A 15,570-nucleotide genomic window follows, 5' to 3' on the forward strand; every position below is an offset into this window, starting at 1 on the left:
GGGTGGAGACTCAAGGAGCGGGCCCGCGGACCGGCTCCCCGACGGCCCGTGGGCGACGCCGCCGGGGATGGCGACGCCGCGGCCCAACTGCCTACGGTCAGCGGAAAATGCCGGTGTGCCCGAGCGAGTAGCGGCCCGGCTGCGGGTAGACGGCGAGGCCGTGCGGGCCGCTGCCGACCTTGATGCGGGCCAGTTCCTTACCGGTCCGGGTGTCGATGGCGTACACCTCGCCGTCGTAGCGGCCGGACAGCCACAGCACCTTGCCGTCGGCGGAGACGCCGCCCATGTCGGGGCTGCCGCCACCGGGCAGATGCCACTTCTTGGTGAGCCGCTTCTTGGTGAAGTCGAAGAGGGAGATGGTGCCCTCGCCCCGGTTGGAGATGTACATCTCGCGGGAGTCGCGGCTGACGTAGAGGCCGTGGGCGCCCTTGCCGGTGTAGAGGAAGCGGGGCTTGGTGAACTTGTCGCCGTCGAGGATCCACAGGCCGTTGGCGACCATGTCGGCGATGTAGAACAGCTTGCCGTCCGGTGAGATCTTGACGTCCTGCGGCATCGCGCCGTCGTACGGCAGCCGCTCCTGACGGACGACCTTCATCTTCGCGGTGTCGACCTTGAGGACCTCGCCGCTGAACTCGCAGGAGACGATGAAGTACCGGCCGTCCGGGGAGAAGTCGGCGTGGTTGACGCCGTAGCAGCTGACCGGCACGGCCTTGACGACCTTCATGGTGTGCGCGTCGCGGAAGACCAGCTGGCGGTCCTTGGAGGCCATGACGACGGCGTACTTGCCATCAGGCGTGAAGTACAGGTTGTACGGGTCGTGCACGGCGACCGGCTTTCCGGCCTGGCCGGTCTTCGGGTCGATGGGGGTGAGGCTGTTGCCGAGGTCGTTGTTGACCCAGAGGGTCTTCAGGTCCCAGGACGGCACGACGTGCTGGGGCTGGTGGCCGACCGGGATCGTCTCGATGACCTTGTAGGTCTTCGGATCGATGACGGTGACGGTGTCGGAGTTGGTGTTGGGGACGTACACCCGGGACGGGAAGTCCCTGACGACCGGGGAGAGCTGGTTCGGACGGTCGGCGGCGTAGAGGTCCTTCGGGTTCTGGACCGGGGGCATCCCGGGCAGCACGTTCACCTGCCGCTTGCCGTTGCCCGGCTGGGCCGGCGCCTTGCTGACCAAGGCCTCGTCCGTGTGGTGCTGTGACTCCGAGCTGCACGCGGACAGCAGCGTCAGGGCGGTGAGGGCGGCACCGGCGGCCAGCAGCCGGGCGGCTTTCGTGGTTCGCATCAGCTCAGCAGCTCCGTGGTGGTGACCGCGCGCAGGTTGCGGCGGCCGAGTTCGTGGAGGAGGTCGGGCAGGGCGGCGACCGTGTCCGGGTACCCGAAGTGCATGCTCACCACCGACCCGCTGCGCACTTCGGCAAGAACCTTGCGGGTGACGGCGGCGGCGCCAGGCCGGGTGTAGTCGAGCGAGTCGACGTCGTACGACAGCACATGCGGGTAGCCGGCGGCGCGGGCGATCCGGGCGACCAGCGGGGAGGCGGTCGGCGAGCGGGAGGGGCGGAACCAGGTGCCGATGGAACCGGTGAGCCGCTTCAGCCGGTCCGCGCAGTCGGTGATCTCCTTGCGGGCGTCCGCCTCGGCCATGCCGTTGATGGAGATGTGCCGTTGGGTGTGGTTGCCGAGGTCGTGGCCGCCGTCGAGGATCCGGCGGGCGATGTCCGGGTGTTCGTCCAGCCAGGTGCCGACGGCGAGCACGGTGAGCCGGGCGCCGTGCTGCTCGGCGGTATCGAGCAGGGAGTGGGCGAGACGGGGGTCGCCCTGGCCGTGGAAGGTGAGGGCGACCTGGGGGCGGGTGCGCGGGCCGTGGGTGATCTGGGCGGGCTGACGGGGGTAGGCGCGGGGGGCGGGCGCCGTGGGCGCGCCGGCCGCGCGCCGGCCGGAGGATGTGCCGGACGGGGCCGCGGAGTGTGGGGCGTTGGGCGGGGCGGCCTGGCCTGCGCCGCAACCGGCGGCGAGCGCGCCGCCGGCGACGAGCCCGGCGCCCGCGCGCAGCACCCCGCGTCGGTTGGTGGTGGTCACCCGCACCATTTAAGGCGCGTTAGGTAAGAAAACCGCCGATTGCCCCGAAAGGGGGACGATTTCGGGTCGCGGTAGGGCGAATGACATTCCCTCGCTACCTGTCGGCCACCCGCATCTCGAACCAGGTCGTCTTGCCCCTCGGCAGCAGGTCCACGCCCCACCGGTCGGAGAGCTTGTCCACGAGGAAGAGGCCCCGGCCGCTGACGTCCATCTCCTGGACCGGCATCAGACAGGGCAGGCCGCGCGAGGGGTCGCGGACCTCCACCCGGATCCAGCCGGGGCGGCGGCGCATCCGCAGGCCGAACACCCGGGCGCCGGTGTGCCGTACGGCGTTGCCGACGAGTTCGGACACGAGTAAGACGGCGTCCTCGGTCAGCTTGGGACTGAGCCGCCAGGTGCGCAGCACCACGACCTGGGCGAGCCGGCGGGCGGTCGCCGCGGACTCCGGGCGGGACGGCAGCGGCACCTCCGCCTCCGTCGGGTTGCCGAACAGTTCGAGCGCCTTGAGCGCCTGTTCGTCCTCGACCGCGGGCGACCAGCGTGCCGCGGCCGCACGGCTGTGTCCCCGCGGCTGTTCGATGCCCTCCAGCCCCGCCATGCCCCCATGATGGCGGCCCGGAGCCGTCTTGGGGGCCGTTCCGGAGGAATACGCCCCTTGCGCGCCCCCGTTCTCCGCCGAGCGACCGGCATATGCCGACGGCATGTCACTCGCCGGTACAACCCGGTTGACCTGCGAAGGCGGCTCACTTTCGGGCAATCGTCAGGCTCCCTCGACGAGGCAGGCTTAAGGTTGCCTTAAGGCTCCCATAAACCGCCCCATCGAGGGACCCCGGATGCGCGATGCGTCAATTGCAAGGGGACTCAAGGGAGTTACGGGGGAAGTTCACACCGCTGACGTTCAGCGGAACTTGGCCTTGCCGGGGCCCTCCTCCACGAAGCTGCGCATGCCGATCTCGCGGTCCTCGGTGGCGAACAGGCCCGCGAACCAGTTCCGTTCCACGGCGAGGCCGGTGTCGATGTCGGTCTCCAGGCCGGTGTCGACGGACTCCTTCGCCGCGCGCAGGGCGATCGCCGGGCCCTGGGCGAGCCTCGCGGCCCAGGCGTGCGCCTGCTCGTACACCTCGGCGGCCGGGACGACCCGGTCCACCAGGCCGATCGCGAGGGCCTCGTCGGCCCTCACCTGACGGCCCGTGAAGATGAGGTCCTTGGCCTTGGACGGTCCGACCAGCCGGGGCAGCCGCTGGGTGCCGCCGGCGCCCGGGATCAGGCCGAGCAGGATCTCGGGCTGGCCGAGCTTGGCGTTCTCGGCGGCGATGCGGTAGTCGGCGCACAGGGCCAGTTCGCAGCCGCCGCCGAGGGCGTAGCCGGTGATGGCGGCGACGACGGGCTTGGGGATGCGGGCCACGGCGGTGAAGGAGTCCTGCAGGGCGCGGGCGCGCAGGACCATCGCGGTGTGGTCCATGTTCTGCATTTCCTTGATGTCCGCGCCCGCCGCGAACACCCGCTCGCCGCCGTAGATGACCACGGCGCGCACGTCGTCGCGGCGCGTGGCCTCCTCGGCGAGCTCCTTCAGCCGGTCCTGGGTGGCGACGTCCAGCGCGTTCATCGGCGGCCGGTCGAGACGCAGGGTTCCGACGCCTTCGGCGACTTCGAGAGTGACGGTCATGGAGGCAGGTTAACGGGCACTAACGGCAACGGACCCGGTGCCGTACCTCACAGCACCGGGTCCGTACGTCGGTGGAGGTCTACTTCGTCCAGTCCGCCCACGACATGTTCCACCCGTTGAGCCCGTTCGACGGGTCCACCGTGCGGTCGTGGGCGTTCTTCACGATGACCACGTCGCCGATGATCGAGTGGTTGAACATCCAGGCCGCCGGGGTGGAGCTGTCGGAGCCGCCGCGCACGTCGCGCAGGCCGACGCAGCCGTGGCTGGCGTTGTAGTTGCCGAAGGCGCCGCCGCCCCAGTAGTTGCCGTGCAGGAAGGTGCCGGACGTGGTCAGGCGCATGGCGTGCGGGACGTCCTTGATGTCGTACTCGCCGCCGTAGCCGACCGTGTCGCCGTTCATGCGGGTGACCGTCAGCTTCTCGCTGATGACCATCTGGCCGTTCCAGGTGTCGTAGCCGGGCTTGCCGGTGGTGACCGGGATGGTCCTGATGACCTTGCCGTCCTGGGTGACCTTCATCGTGTGCTTCTTGGCGTCCACGACGGAGACCTGGTTGCGGCCGATGGTGAACTTGATCGTCCTGTGCTGCTTGCCGTAGACGCCGTCGCGGCCCTCGACCCCGTCGAGATCGAAGTCGACGGTGACCTTGGTGCCTTCCTTCCAGTACTGCTGGGGGCGGAAGTCCAGGCGGTCGTTGCCGAACCAGTGGCCCTCGACGTCGACGGCCGGCTCGGTCCTGATCTTGATGGCCTTCTCGACGGCCTGCGGGTTCGTGATGCCCCGGGTGAAGTTGACGGAGAACGGCATGCCGACGCCGACGGTGGAGCCGTCCTCGGGGGTGAAGTAGCCGAGGAAGGTGTTCTTCGGGGTCAGCGTGGTGAACGTGGAGTCCTCGGCGGCCTCGCGGCCCTCGGAGTCCTTGGCGACCGCGTGCACCGTGTACTTGGTGGACGCGGCCAGATGGGTCGACGGCGTCCAGGACGCGCCCCCGCCGGTGATGCTGCCGGCGACCGTGGCGCCCTTGGCGTCCTTGACGGTGACCTCGGTCAGCTTGCCCTTGGCGACGCTCACCTTGAGCGCGCCGTTGGTGTCGACGCCGGTGGCACCGGACTTCGGCGATATGGTGACGGCGGCGGTGGACTGCTGCTTGCCCTGCTGGGTGCTGGAGTCCTTGGCCTTGCCGGCCGAGCCCTTGCCGCCGCCCCCGCCGCACGCCGCGAGGGAGAGCACCAGGGCGCCGGATATGAGCACCAGCCCCTTACGGCCTCGCCCCACCGACGCCCCCGATATAGGCCGCATGTTCAAGTTGGTCTCCCCTCGCCGGGCCTGGCCCAGGCCCGCTCCCCACCACATTGGTGCGCGCATATTAACCGCCTGGTTTTGAGCGGGGTGTCAGGCGACTGTCACCGTTCCGTCGCAACTTCCGCCCGCACCGCCGCCCGAAACCGGGCCCCCTCACCTGGTTACTTCACCGCGCTGCCCGCTTTCCACTCCTGCCAGGTCATGTTCCACCCGCCGAGCCCGTTGTCGGGGGCGACGGTCTTCTCCTGGCTGCCCACGACCTCGATGACGTCACCGACGAGACTGCGGTCGAAGAACCAGCCGGCCGGGGTGTCCGAACTCCCGCCCTTGACGTCCCTGAGGCCCACGCAGCCGTGGCTGACGTTGACCCGCCCCGGGGCGCCCGGTGACCAGTAGTTGCCGTGCACGAAGGTGCCGGAGTCGGTGAGCTTCATGGCGTGCGGGACGTCGGGGATGTCGTACTCGCCGCCGAAGCCGACCGTGCGGCTGTTCATACGGGTGACGTCCAGCATGTCCATCACCACCATCTTGCCGTTGTACGTCGGGTTCTTCGGGGCGCCCGCGGTGATCGGCACGGTGGCGAGCAGCCGGCCGTCCCGGCGCACCTGCATGGTGTGCCTGGCGGCGTCGACCAGCGAGACCTGGCTGCGGCCGACGGTGAAGGCGAAGGTCTTGTCCTGCAACCCGTAGACACCGGGCGCTCCTTGGACGTCCCGCAGGTTCAGGTCGACGCTGACCTCGGTGCCGGGCTTCCAGTACTGCTCGGGCCGGAAGTCGAGCCGGCTGTTGCCGAACCAGTGCGGGCGGATCTCGACGGGGGGCCGCGCGCTGACCCGGACGGCGCGTTCGACGGCGGCCCGGTCGGTGATCTCCCGGCTGAAGTCGATCGAGACGATCATGCCGGTGCCGACGACGGCACGGTTCTCCGGGGTGACGTAGCCGATGAACCGCTCGTCGGGGACGAGCGTGGTGAAGGTGGTGTGCCGGGCCGAGCGGCGGCCGGCCGCGTCCTGCGCCACGACGTCGACGGTGTACTTGGCGGCGAGCGCCAGCCGGTCCCCGTCCGGCTCCCAGGTCCGTCCGTCGGCGCCGATGTGCCCGGGCACCGGGGAGTCCTGTGCGTCCTGCGACCTGACGACGGTCACCTTCCGCAGCCGCCCGTCGGGTACCTCGACCCGCAGCGGCTGGTCGGGGCGGACGCCCCTGCTGTCGTCGTCGGGGGTGACGTGGATGACGTCCTCGGGTGCCGGGGGTTTGCCGGGCGCTCCGTCCAGCCCGAGCGTCCCGGAGCTCCCGAAGGAGCACCCTGCCAGCAGTGCCGCCGATGTCAGTACGGCGGCCAGCGCGACCCTTGAGCGCCGCGCGCGTCCTTGTTCGTGCCTCACGCGGGTCTCAACGACGGGCCCGCTCCGGGGAAACGTGAGTGCGACGCACGCACTGGGCAGAACAGAGGGAAGGACGACACGCTGGGGAGCCGCCGCGCCTGCGCCGGAGGGGGCGCCCTCCTGGATCGGATCGGCTGAAAGGGACGTGCAAGCGCGATCCAGAGGGCGCCGCCGACCGTCGGGGCGCAGCCGTACCGGGCGGCCGAGGATGCTGCGGGGCAGCCTCGGCTCTTCGGTGCGGCCGGCCGCGCCGCCCCGGGGAGCCACTGAAAGAGGGGCCGACAGGTGACGAGCGCAGCCGAGCAGCGGGCACCGGCCGGGGAGCCGGCCGCCGGGACCGGGCAGCAGCCGGCCGGGGTGAACGGCGCCCGGCGCGCCGCGGTGCCGGCCCCGGTGGTGTGGCCGGGCGCCCCGACGCCGCTGGGGGCCCGGTTCCGGGTCGGCCCGGACGGGGTCGCGGGCACCAACTTCGCGCTGTGGGCGGCCGGAGCCGAGGCGGTCCGGGTGTGCCTGTTCGACGAGCGGGGCCGCGAGACCCGGATCCAGTTGACCGAACTGACGCACGAGATCTGGCACGGCTTCGTGCCGGGCGTGATGCCGGGGCAGCGGTACGGCTACCGGGTGGACGGCCGCTGGGACCCGTGGACCGGCGCCCGCTGGAACCCGGCCAAGCTGCTGCTGGACCCGTACGCGCGAGCCGTCGACGGGGAGTTCGGCCTGCCGCCGGAGGTGTACGGGCACGTCCGGGACTGGCCGGAGCAGCGTGTGGCGGACACCGTGCGCGACGACCGGGACTCGGCGCCGTACGTGCCGAAGGGTGTGGTCGTCGACGATGACGACGACTGGGAGGACGACCGCCGGCCGAAGACCCCGTGGGCCGACTCCGTCATCTACGAGCTGCACGTACGCGGCTTCACCAAACTGCACCCCGGCATCCCCCAGGAGCTGCGCGGCACCTACGCCGGCCTCGCGCACCCGGCGGCGATCGAGCACCTGGTGCGGCTGGGCGTCACGGCCGTCGAGCTGCTCCCCGTCCATCAGTTCGCGCACGAGGACCACCTGCTGCGCCGGGGTCTGAGGAACTACTGGGGCTACAACTCCATCGGCTACTTCGCCCCGCACGCCGCCTACGCGGCCTCCGGTACGACGGGCCAGCAGGTCGGCGAGTTCAAGCGGATGGTGCGGGCGCTGCACGCGGCCGGCATCGAGGTCATCCTCGACGTGGTCTACAACCACACGGCCGAGGCGGGCGAGTTGGGGCCCACCCTCTCGCTGAAGGGCATCGACAACCGCGGCTACTACCGGCTCCAGGACGACGCCCGCCGGTACGCCGACTACACCGGCTGCGGCAACACCCTGCACGTCGTCCAGCCCCAGGTGCTGCGCCTGATCACCGACTCGCTGCGCTACTGGGTGACGGAGATGGGCGTGGACGGCTTCCGCTTCGACCTCGCGGCGGCACTGGCCCGCTCGATGCACGACGTCGACATGCTGTCTCCGTTCCTGGCGGTCATCGCCCAGGACCCGGTGCTCAGGCGCGTCAAGCTGATCGCCGAACCGTGGGACATCGGCTCGGGCGGCTACCAGGTCGGCGCCTTCCCGCCGCTGTGGACGGAGTGGAACGACCGTTACCGGGGCGCCGTCCGCGACTTCTGGCGGCACGCCCTGCCGGACGTCCGCGAGATGGGCTACCGCCTGTCCGGCTCCAGCGACCTGTATGCCTGGGGCGGTCGGCGGCCGTACGCCTCGGTCAACTTCGTCACCGCGCACGACGGGTTCACCCTGCGCGACCTGGTGTCGTACGAGCGCAAGCACAACGAGGCCAACGGCGAGGGCAACCGCGACGGCAGTGACGACAACCGCTCCTGGAACTGCGGGGTCGAGGGCGAGACGGCGGACGAGCGGGTACGGGCCCTGCGCCGCCGTCAGCTCAGGAACCTGCTGACGACCCTCCTGCTGTCCACCGGCGTGCCCATGCTGGTGGCCGGCGACGAGCTCGGCCGTACCCAGCGCGGCAACAACAACGCGTACTGCCAGGACAACGAGATCAGCTGGCTGGACTGGTCCCTGCTGGACGACCCGGCCTGGCGGCCCCTGTTCGACCTGGCCTGCCGGCTGATCGCCCTGCGCCACCGGCATCCGGTGCTGCGCCGCCGCGCCTTCTTCTCCGGCCGCGCCCACTCGGCGGACGGGCTGCGGGACCTGGCCTGGTTCACCGCGCGGGGCACGGAGATGACCGAGGGCGACTGGTACGCCCCCGCGGCCACGCTCGGCATGTACCTCTCCGGCCGGGACATCCCGGGCCGCGACGAGCGGGGCGCACCGGTGGCGGACGACAGCTTCCTCGCGATCCTGCACGCGGGTGAGGAGCCGACGGTCTTCGTGCTGCCGGGTCAGCCCTGGGCGGACCGGTACGAGGTGATCGTGGACACCTCCCGGGAGGACCAGGCCGAGCCGCCGGGCACGGTCCACCCGGCGGGCACGGAGATCATGGTGCCGGGGCGGGCGGTGCTGCTGCTGAGGGTGGCCTGGGCTGGGTGAGAGTTTGCGTGAGGACGGAGCAGGCTCCGGGCCGCTCTCCCGGCGTGCCCTCGGACGCGAGGGGAGCCGGTTCCTCCGGGGAGAGGACACCGGCCCCCGCGCGGAGTTGAACGCTCAGCTCAGGCCGAGGCTGGACAGGGCCGTCGTCCAGTCGGTCATGATGGCGTTCTGGGCGTCGGAGAGGCTGACGTCACCGGCGCACACGGCCCTCTTCAGCTTGTTCTCGACGGTGTCCTTGTTCGAGGAGGTCTCGTCGCCGTAGTGCGGCTCGGGCCAGAGGTTCTCCTCGCTCCTCGGGGCGCCGCCGAGTTCGAGCGGGACGAAGTGGTCCTCCTCGTAGTCGGAGAGGCTGGTGTCGGAGTAGCCGTACTCGGCGATCTGCTTCTTCTTCAGCGCGGTGGTGTAGGAGCTGGGGGGCCGTACGGTCGCGGTCCAGCCGGAGACGCAGATGGTCGAGTCGATGGTGTCCTGGGTGACGTCGGGGTTGAGGTCCCCGGGCGTACAGACCGGGTCGGGCAGGGGGAGGTAGTCCTGGCTGCAACTGGCGGCGTGGGCGGAGCCGGTGGAGACGGTGAGGCCCGCTGCGGCGAGGGCGAGGGAGGAGAGGGTGGTCACCAGGGGGCGCGGTATTCGGGACATGTGGGGTCTCCCGGTGCGGTGCCCGGCAGAAGTCCGGGCGGTCGTGAGCATGACAGCACCGGAATCATCTATGCGAGTAGACCCCTTTGCCCGAACGAGAGTCCCTTTGGTTGAACGTTTATCCGCGCGAGAGCGGCGCGAGGCAAGACCTTGACGCAGGCTTGACGGCACGCCCGGCGAAGAGGCCTGGGCGTGCGCCGACATCGACGTGATGGGTCGTCAACTACCCACCACAGCCTGAGTGATCGCCCGTCAACCACCCACCATAGCCCGGGTGAACACCCGCTGAACCACGCACCTAGGCCAGACTGTCCCGCCACGCCCTGTGCAGATCCGCGAACCGGCCCGTGCCGCCGATCAGCTCGTCCGGGCGGCCGTCCTCGACGATCCGCCCGTGCTCCATCACCAGCACCCGGTCCGCGATCTCCACGGTCGACAGCCGGTGCGCGATCACCACCGCCGTACGGCCCCGCAGCACCGTCGACATCGCCCGCTGCACGGCCCGCTCCCCCGGGATGTCCAGGGAGCTGGTCGCCTCGTCCAGGATCAGCACCGCCGGATCGGCGAGCAACGCCCGGGCGAAGGCGACCAGTTGGCGCTGGCCGGCCGAGATGCGCCCGCCGCGCTTGCGGACGTCGGTGTCGTAGCCGTCGGGCAGGGCGCTGATGAACTCGTGCGCGCCGATCGCCTTCGCCGCCCGCTCGATCTCCTCCCGGGTGGCGTCGGGCCGGCCGATGGCGATGTTGTCGGCGACCGTGCCGGAGAACAGGAACGCCTCCTGGGTCACCATGACCACCCCGCGCCGCAGTTCCGGCACCGGCAGCTCGCGCAGATCCACCCCGTCCAGCAGCACACGGCCGTCGGAGGGGTCGTAGAAACGGGCGAGGAGCTTGGCGAGCGTGGACTTTCCGGCGCCCGTGGAGCCGACCACGGCGACCGTCTGCCCGGCCGGCAGGGTCAGATCGAAGCGGGGCAGCACCTCGCCGCCGGTACGGTAGCCGAACCGGACCCCCTCGAAGACGACCTCGCGCCCCGGCAAGTCCCCCGCGAGCGGCGGGAGTTCCCGGGGCGCCGCCGGCTCCGGCACGGACGGGGTCTGGGCCAGCAGCCCGGCGACCTTCTCCAGGGAGGCGGCGGCCGACTGGTAGGAGTTCAGGAACATCCCCAGGCGGTCGATCGGGTCGTACAGCCGGCGCAGATACAGCACCGCCGCCGCCAGCACACCCAGCTCCAGCGAGCCGGACGCCACCCGGTAGGCGCCCCACAGCACGATCCCCGCGACCGCCGTGTTGGCCACCAGGCGGGAGCCGACCACATAGCGGGCCATCTCCAGCAGCGCGTCCCCGTTCGTCCGCTCGTGCCGCCGGTTGAGCACGGCGAACTCGGCGTCGTTCGCCGCCTCCCGCCGGAAGGCCCGCACCGGGCGGATGCCGTTCATCGTCTCCACGAACTTCACGATCACCGCCGCGATCGCCGTCGACCGCGCCCGGTACACCCGCCCCGCCCGCCGCTGGTACATCCGCACGAGCAGGTACAGCGGCACGAAGGAGGCCACCGCGACCGCGCCCAGGGAGAGGTCCAGCCACAGCAGCATCGCCGAGATGTAGACGAAGGACAGCACTACGGTCACCAGCTCCTGGAGCCCGTCGTTGAGGAGTTCGCGCAGCGACTCCACATCGGTGGTGGAGCGGGAGATCAGCCGGCCGGACGTGTACCGCTCGTGGAAGTCGACGCTCAGCGCCTGCGCGTGCCGGAAGATCCGGCCCCGCAGATCCAGCAGCACGTCCTGGCTGACCCGGGCGGAGGTCTCGATGAACGCGAACTGCAGCACGCCGGAGGCGAGGGCGCACAGCAGATAGCCGACGCCGACCGCGATCAGCGGGCCGTGCCGGTGGTCCCGGAACGCCGGTACGGCGCTGTCGATGGCGTACGCCACCAGCAGCGGGCCCACCTGCACCGCCGCCTGCTGAAGCAGCAGCAGGAGCGTGGTCAGCGCGGCCCGGGCCTTCAGGGGCGCGAGCAGGGAGCGCAGCAGGGCGGCCGTGGCGCCGGGCGGCGCGGGCAGTACGTCCCGGTCGAAGACGTCACCCGAGTCGCCGCCGGTGCCCTGACCGTGCGGGCCGGGGAGTTCGTCGTCCTCGGCGGTGGGAGTGGAGGCGGTCGTGGTGGTCAACGGGAGTCCTCCGTGTCCTCGAAGTCTCCGGACATCAGATGCGCGTACTCGGCGTTGCTGCGCAGCAGTTCCTGATGGGTGCCGACGGCGGCGATCCGGCCGCCCGAGAGCAGGGCGACCCGGTCGGCGAGCAGCACGGTCGACGGGCGGTGGGCCACGATCAGCGCGGTGGTGTCGGCGAGGACCTGCCGCAGCGCGGCCTCGACGGCGGCCTCCGTGTGCACGTCCAGGGCGGACAGCGGGTCGTCCAGCACCAGGAACTCCGGTCTGCCGACCACCGCGCGGGCCAGCGCGAGACGCTGCCGCTGGCCGCCGGAGAGACTGAGGCCCTGCTCGCCGACGCGGGTGTCGGTGCCCTGGGGGAGGGCGTGCGCGAAGTCGGCCTGCGCGACGGCGAGCGCGCGGTCGAGGTCCGGTTTTCCGGCACCGTCGGGGGCTCCCATCAGTACGTTCTCGCCGACGCTCGTGGAGAACAGGGTGGGTTCCTCGAAGGCGACGGCGACCTTGGCGCGCAGTTCCTCGCGGGGCATCGCCGTGATGTCGACGCCGTCGAGGGTGATCCGGCCCGAGGTGACCTCGTGCAGACGGGGGACCAGGGCGGTGAGGGTGGTCTTGCCGCTGCCGGTCGCGCCGACGAGGGCCATGGATTCGCCGGGGCGGACGTGGAGGTCGATGTGGGTGAGGAGGGGCGGGGAGTCGGGGGGTGCGTCGGGGTAGCGGAACAGGACGTTCTCGAAGCGGAGTCCGGCGTCGGTCGGCCGTGCCTGCCCGCGCTCGCGGGGGGCCACCGTGTCGTCCTCCCTCACCTCGTCCATCACCTCGAAGTACCGTTCCGTCGCCGTCGCCGCCTCCTGGCTCATCGCCAGCAGGAACCCGATGGAGTCGACGGGCCACCGCAGCGCAAGTGCGGTGCTCAGAAAGGCCACCAGCGTCCCGGCCGACAGCCCACCGTCGGCCACCCGGACGGCACCCAGCACCAGCGCCGCCCCGATCGCCAGTTCCGGAAGCGTCACGATGACACCCCAGATCATGGCGAGCAGCCGCGCCTTGCGCAGCTCCGTGCCGCGCAGGGTGACCGCCAGCTCGCGAAAGGCGCGCGCCTGGCTGCGGTGCCGGCCGAAGCCCTTGATGATGCGGATGCCGAGCACGCTCTCCTCGACCACCGTCGTCAGGTCACCCACCTGGTCCTGGGCGCGCCGCGCCACCAGGGCGTACCGCCGCTCGAAGACCGCGCAGGTCCACATCACGGGGATCGCCGGACCGAGGATGACCAGGCCCAGCACCCAGTCCTGCATCAGCATGATCACCACGCCGACCAGAATCGTGACCCCGTTGACCAGCAGGAACGTCAGCGGGAAGGCGAGGAACATACGCAGCAGCATCAGATCGGTCGTGCCCCGCGACAGCAGCTGGCCGGAGGCCCAGCGGTCGTGGAAGGCGACGGGCAGCCGCTGCAGACGGCCGTAGAGACTCGCCCGCATCTCCGCCTCGACGTGCGACAGCGGACGGGCCACCAGCCAGCGCCGTATGCCGAACAGGACCGCTTCGGCGATCCCGAGGAGGAGCAGATACAGCGCGCCGAGCCAGACGCCTGCCGGGTCCCGGTCGGCGACCGGCCCGTCCACGATCCACTTCAGGACGAGCGGGATCACCAGCCCGGTGCAGGAGGCCACGATCGCGACGAACGCGGCCGTGAACAGCCGCGCCCGCACGGGGCGGACGTACGGCCACAGCCGCAGCAGGGTACGAACGGCGGAACGGTCCTCGGTGGTTGCACGTGTCGTGGGCATCACTCGCGAGCGTACGGATCGGCACTGACATCGCCCACTGAGTTTCGGCCGGACCCGGGTCGGCCGTTGGTCCTACGACCTGCCTGTTCGAGCCTCCGCACACCGAGGTCGTAGGCCGGCGTCAACCGATCGGGGATCCTCGGGTGGAACGCCCCTGCCTTTATTGGCTGGAGCAACCGTCCCCGCCCCCGATACGTTCGATGTGTCCCGAGTTCGACGTTTTCCAAGGCGGGGGCCGAGCCGATCGGGGGATGGATGATCGACGCGTACGAGGACCCGGGCAGCCCGGACACGCGCGGCGGCTGGCGGTATCTGTGGTGGCTGGTGCTGCGTCAGCCGGGGCGGTCGGTGGCCGGGGCGCTGCTGGGCAGTGTGTGGATGGTGCTGCTGGCCGCGCAGCCGTATCTGCTGGCGCGGGCCGTGGACGAGGGGCTGGTGCCGGGGCGGCTGGGGGTGCTGGCCGCATGGGCCGGGGTGATGTTCGGGGTCGGGTCGGTGAACGCCTGGCTGAGCATCATGCGGCACCGCACCATGACCCGGGTGCGGATGGATGCCAACTTCCGCACGGTGAAGGTGGTCGTGGGGCATGTGGTGCGGCTCGGGGCCACGCTGCCGCGCCGGGCCGGGACCGGTGAGGTGGTGACGATCGGCGTCGGCGATGTGAAGACCATCGCACAGGCGCTGACCGTGGTCGGCCCGGGCGTCGGCTCGGCCGTGGTCTACGTCGTGGTGGCGGGCCTGCTGCTGGCGGTATCGGCGCCGCTGGCCGCCGTCGTCCTGCTGGGGCTGCCGGTGATCGCGCTGGTCACCGGGCCGCTGACGCTGCGGCTGCAGGGTGCGGAGACCTCGTACCGGGAACGGCAGGGCGTGCTGACCGCGCGCATCGGCGATCTCGCGGGCGGGCTGCGCGTCCTCAACGGTCTCGGCGGCAAGGGGCTGTTCGCGGACGCCTTCCGGCAGGACTCGCAGCGGCTGCGTGCGCAGGGCTACCGGGTGGGCGCGGTGGCCAGCTGGGTGCAGGCGCTCGGCGTGGGCCTGCCCACCCTGTTCCTCGCCGTGGTGACCTGGCTCGCGGCGCGCCTCGCGGCCCAAGGGGCCATCTCGGTCGGCGAGTTGGTGTCCGTGTACGGCTATGTCGCGGTACTGATCGGCCCTGTCGCCTTCTTCGTGGAGATGGCCTACGACCTGAACCGGGGCGTGGTGGCCGCGCGCCGGGTCGTTGGGCTGCTGCGACTGGAGCCGGAGCCGGACGAGGGCACGCTGCCGGCGCCCGGGGCACCGGCGGAGCTGCACGATCCGGCGTCGGGAGTGCGGGTGGTGCCCGGCCGGCTGACCGCACTGGCCACCGCCCGGCCCGCCGAGGCGGCCGCCGTGGTGGACCGGCTCGGCCGCTTCGGGCCGACCGACGCCACCTGGGGCGGGGTACGGCTGGACGCCGTCCCGCTGGCGGACGTGCGCGGGCGGATCCTGGTCGCGGACAACGAGGCCGACCTGTTCGCCGGACCGCTGCGGGAGGTCGTGGCCGCCGGGCACACCGCCGACGAGGCGCAACTCGGCCGGGCACTGTACGCGGCGGCCGCCGAGGACGTCGTACGCGGGCTGCCGAAGGGCCCGGACTCGCCGGTGTCCGGCCAGGGCCGCAGCCTGTCGGGCGGCCAGCGCCAACGGGTGCGGCTGGTACGGGCGTTGCTCGCCGACCCCGAGGTGCTGCTCGCGGTCGAACCGACCTCGGCGCTGGACGCGCACACCGAGGCGACGGTCGCGCGCCGGCTGCGCGAGGCGCGGGAGGGCCGTACGACGCTGGTGACGTCCACCTCGCCGCTGATCCTGGACCACGCGGACACGGTCGTGTTCCTGGTCGACGGAAAGGTCACGGCGAGCGGCCCGCACCGCCGCCTGCTCACGGCGGAGCCGGGCTACCGGGCGCTCGTGGCCCGGGACACGGAGGGGGTCGTACGGTGACGGCGGCCAGGGACCGTGGCAGCGGCCACGGGCTG

The 15,570-nt window shown here is 71.5% G+C and carries 11 protein-coding genes; 2 read left to right on the forward strand and 9 right to left on the reverse strand.

Annotated elements, in window-relative coordinates; translation table 11 throughout:
• Positions 1-97: 97 nt before the first annotated feature.
• From ACZ418_RS26330 to ACZ418_RS26355, 6 genes are all read right to left on the reverse strand, one after another.
• Positions 98-1,285 carry a YVTN family beta-propeller repeat protein gene (locus ACZ418_RS26330; protein ID WP_468367330.1) on the reverse strand — a complete coding sequence of 396 codons (1,188 nt, stop codon included), beginning with the start codon at positions 1,283-1,285 and terminating at the stop codon, positions 98-100.
• Positions 1,285-2,088 (reverse strand): polysaccharide deacetylase family protein, encoded by an 804-nt coding sequence (locus ACZ418_RS26335; RefSeq protein WP_468367333.1) that lies wholly within the window; start codon positions 2,086-2,088, stop codon positions 1,285-1,287. Before ACZ418_RS26335 ends, ACZ418_RS26330 begins: the two co-directional genes overlap by 1 nt.
• An 85-nt stretch (positions 2,089-2,173) precedes the next feature.
• On the reverse strand, positions 2,174-2,677 hold the full coding sequence (locus tag ACZ418_RS26340) for an ATP-binding protein (RefSeq protein ID WP_468367337.1): 504 nt from the start codon (positions 2,675-2,677) through the stop codon (positions 2,174-2,176).
• Positions 2,678-2,977: 300 nt separating this feature from the next.
• Positions 2,978-3,745: an enoyl-CoA hydratase/isomerase family protein gene (locus ACZ418_RS26345; RefSeq protein ID WP_468367339.1), complete on the reverse strand. Its 768-nt coding sequence runs from the start codon at positions 3,743-3,745 to the stop codon at positions 2,978-2,980.
• Between the two features lie 79 nt (positions 3,746-3,824).
• Positions 3,825-5,048: a L,D-transpeptidase gene (locus ACZ418_RS26350; protein ID WP_468367342.1), complete on the reverse strand. Its 1,224-nt coding sequence runs from the start codon at positions 5,046-5,048 to the stop codon at positions 3,825-3,827.
• A gap of 158 nt (positions 5,049-5,206) precedes the next feature.
• Entirely contained in the window at positions 5,207-6,430 is a 1,224-nt protein-coding gene (locus ACZ418_RS26355) for a L,D-transpeptidase (RefSeq protein WP_468367345.1), read from the reverse strand.
• Between the two features lie 285 nt (positions 6,431-6,715).
• On the opposite strand from ACZ418_RS26355, the gene glgX reads away from it, so the two are divergent.
• On the forward strand, positions 6,716-8,971 hold the full coding sequence (gene glgX, locus ACZ418_RS26360; protein WP_468367347.1) for a glycogen debranching protein GlgX: 2,256 nt from the start codon (positions 6,716-6,718) through the stop codon (positions 8,969-8,971).
• Positions 8,972-9,085: 114 nt separating this feature from the next.
• On the opposite strand, the gene ACZ418_RS26365 is transcribed toward glgX, so the two are convergent.
• From ACZ418_RS26365 to ACZ418_RS26375, 3 genes are all read right to left on the reverse strand, one after another.
• Positions 9,086-9,610, reverse strand: a complete 525-nt coding sequence (locus tag ACZ418_RS26365; RefSeq protein ID WP_468367350.1) for a hypothetical protein — start codon at positions 9,608-9,610, stop codon at positions 9,086-9,088.
• A 298-nt stretch (positions 9,611-9,908) separates the two neighbouring features.
• On the reverse strand, positions 9,909-11,783 hold the full coding sequence (locus tag ACZ418_RS26370; RefSeq protein WP_468367352.1) for an ABC transporter ATP-binding protein: 1,875 nt from the start codon (positions 11,781-11,783) through the stop codon (positions 9,909-9,911).
• Positions 11,780-13,573, reverse strand: a complete 1,794-nt coding sequence (locus tag ACZ418_RS26375) for an ABC transporter ATP-binding protein (protein WP_468367355.1) — start codon at positions 13,571-13,573, stop codon at positions 11,780-11,782. The genes ACZ418_RS26370 and ACZ418_RS26375 overlap by 4 nt, the downstream gene beginning before the upstream one ends.
• 255 nt (positions 13,574-13,828) lie before the next feature.
• Between ACZ418_RS26375 and ACZ418_RS26380 the strand changes: the two genes are divergently transcribed.
• Positions 13,829-15,535, forward strand: a complete 1,707-nt coding sequence (locus ACZ418_RS26380; RefSeq protein WP_468367358.1) for an ABC transporter transmembrane domain-containing protein — start codon at positions 13,829-13,831, stop codon at positions 15,533-15,535.
• Positions 15,536-15,570: the final 35 nt, after the last annotated feature.

The organism is Streptomyces sp. NPDC030820 (assembly GCF_055572075.1).

What these genes read in the sequence shown, in the direction of transcription:
- ACZ418_RS26330 (WP_468367330.1), bottom strand. Translation starts at nt 1,285, where the DNA reads ATGCGAACCACGAAAGCCGCCCGGCTGCTGGCCGCCGGTGCCGCCCTC.
- ACZ418_RS26335 (WP_468367333.1), bottom strand. Translation starts at nt 2,088, where the DNA reads ATGGTGCGGGTGACCACCACCAACCGACGCGGGGTGCTGCGCGCGGGC.
- ACZ418_RS26340 (WP_468367337.1), bottom strand. Translation starts at nt 2,677, where the DNA reads ATGGCGGGGCTGGAGGGCATCGAACAGCCGCGGGGACACAGCCGTGCG.
- ACZ418_RS26345 (WP_468367339.1), bottom strand. Translation starts at nt 3,745, where the DNA reads ATGACCGTCACTCTCGAAGTCGCCGAAGGCGTCGGAACCCTGCGTCTC.
- ACZ418_RS26365 (WP_468367350.1), bottom strand. Translation starts at nt 9,610, where the DNA reads ATGTCCCGAATACCGCGCCCCCTGGTGACCACCCTCTCCTCCCTCGCC.
- ACZ418_RS26375 (WP_468367355.1), bottom strand. Translation starts at nt 13,573, where the DNA reads ATGCCCACGACACGTGCAACCACCGAGGACCGTTCCGCCGTTCGTACC.
- ACZ418_RS26380 (WP_468367358.1), top strand. Translation starts at nt 13,829, where the DNA reads ATGATCGACGCGTACGAGGACCCGGGCAGCCCGGACACGCGCGGCGGC.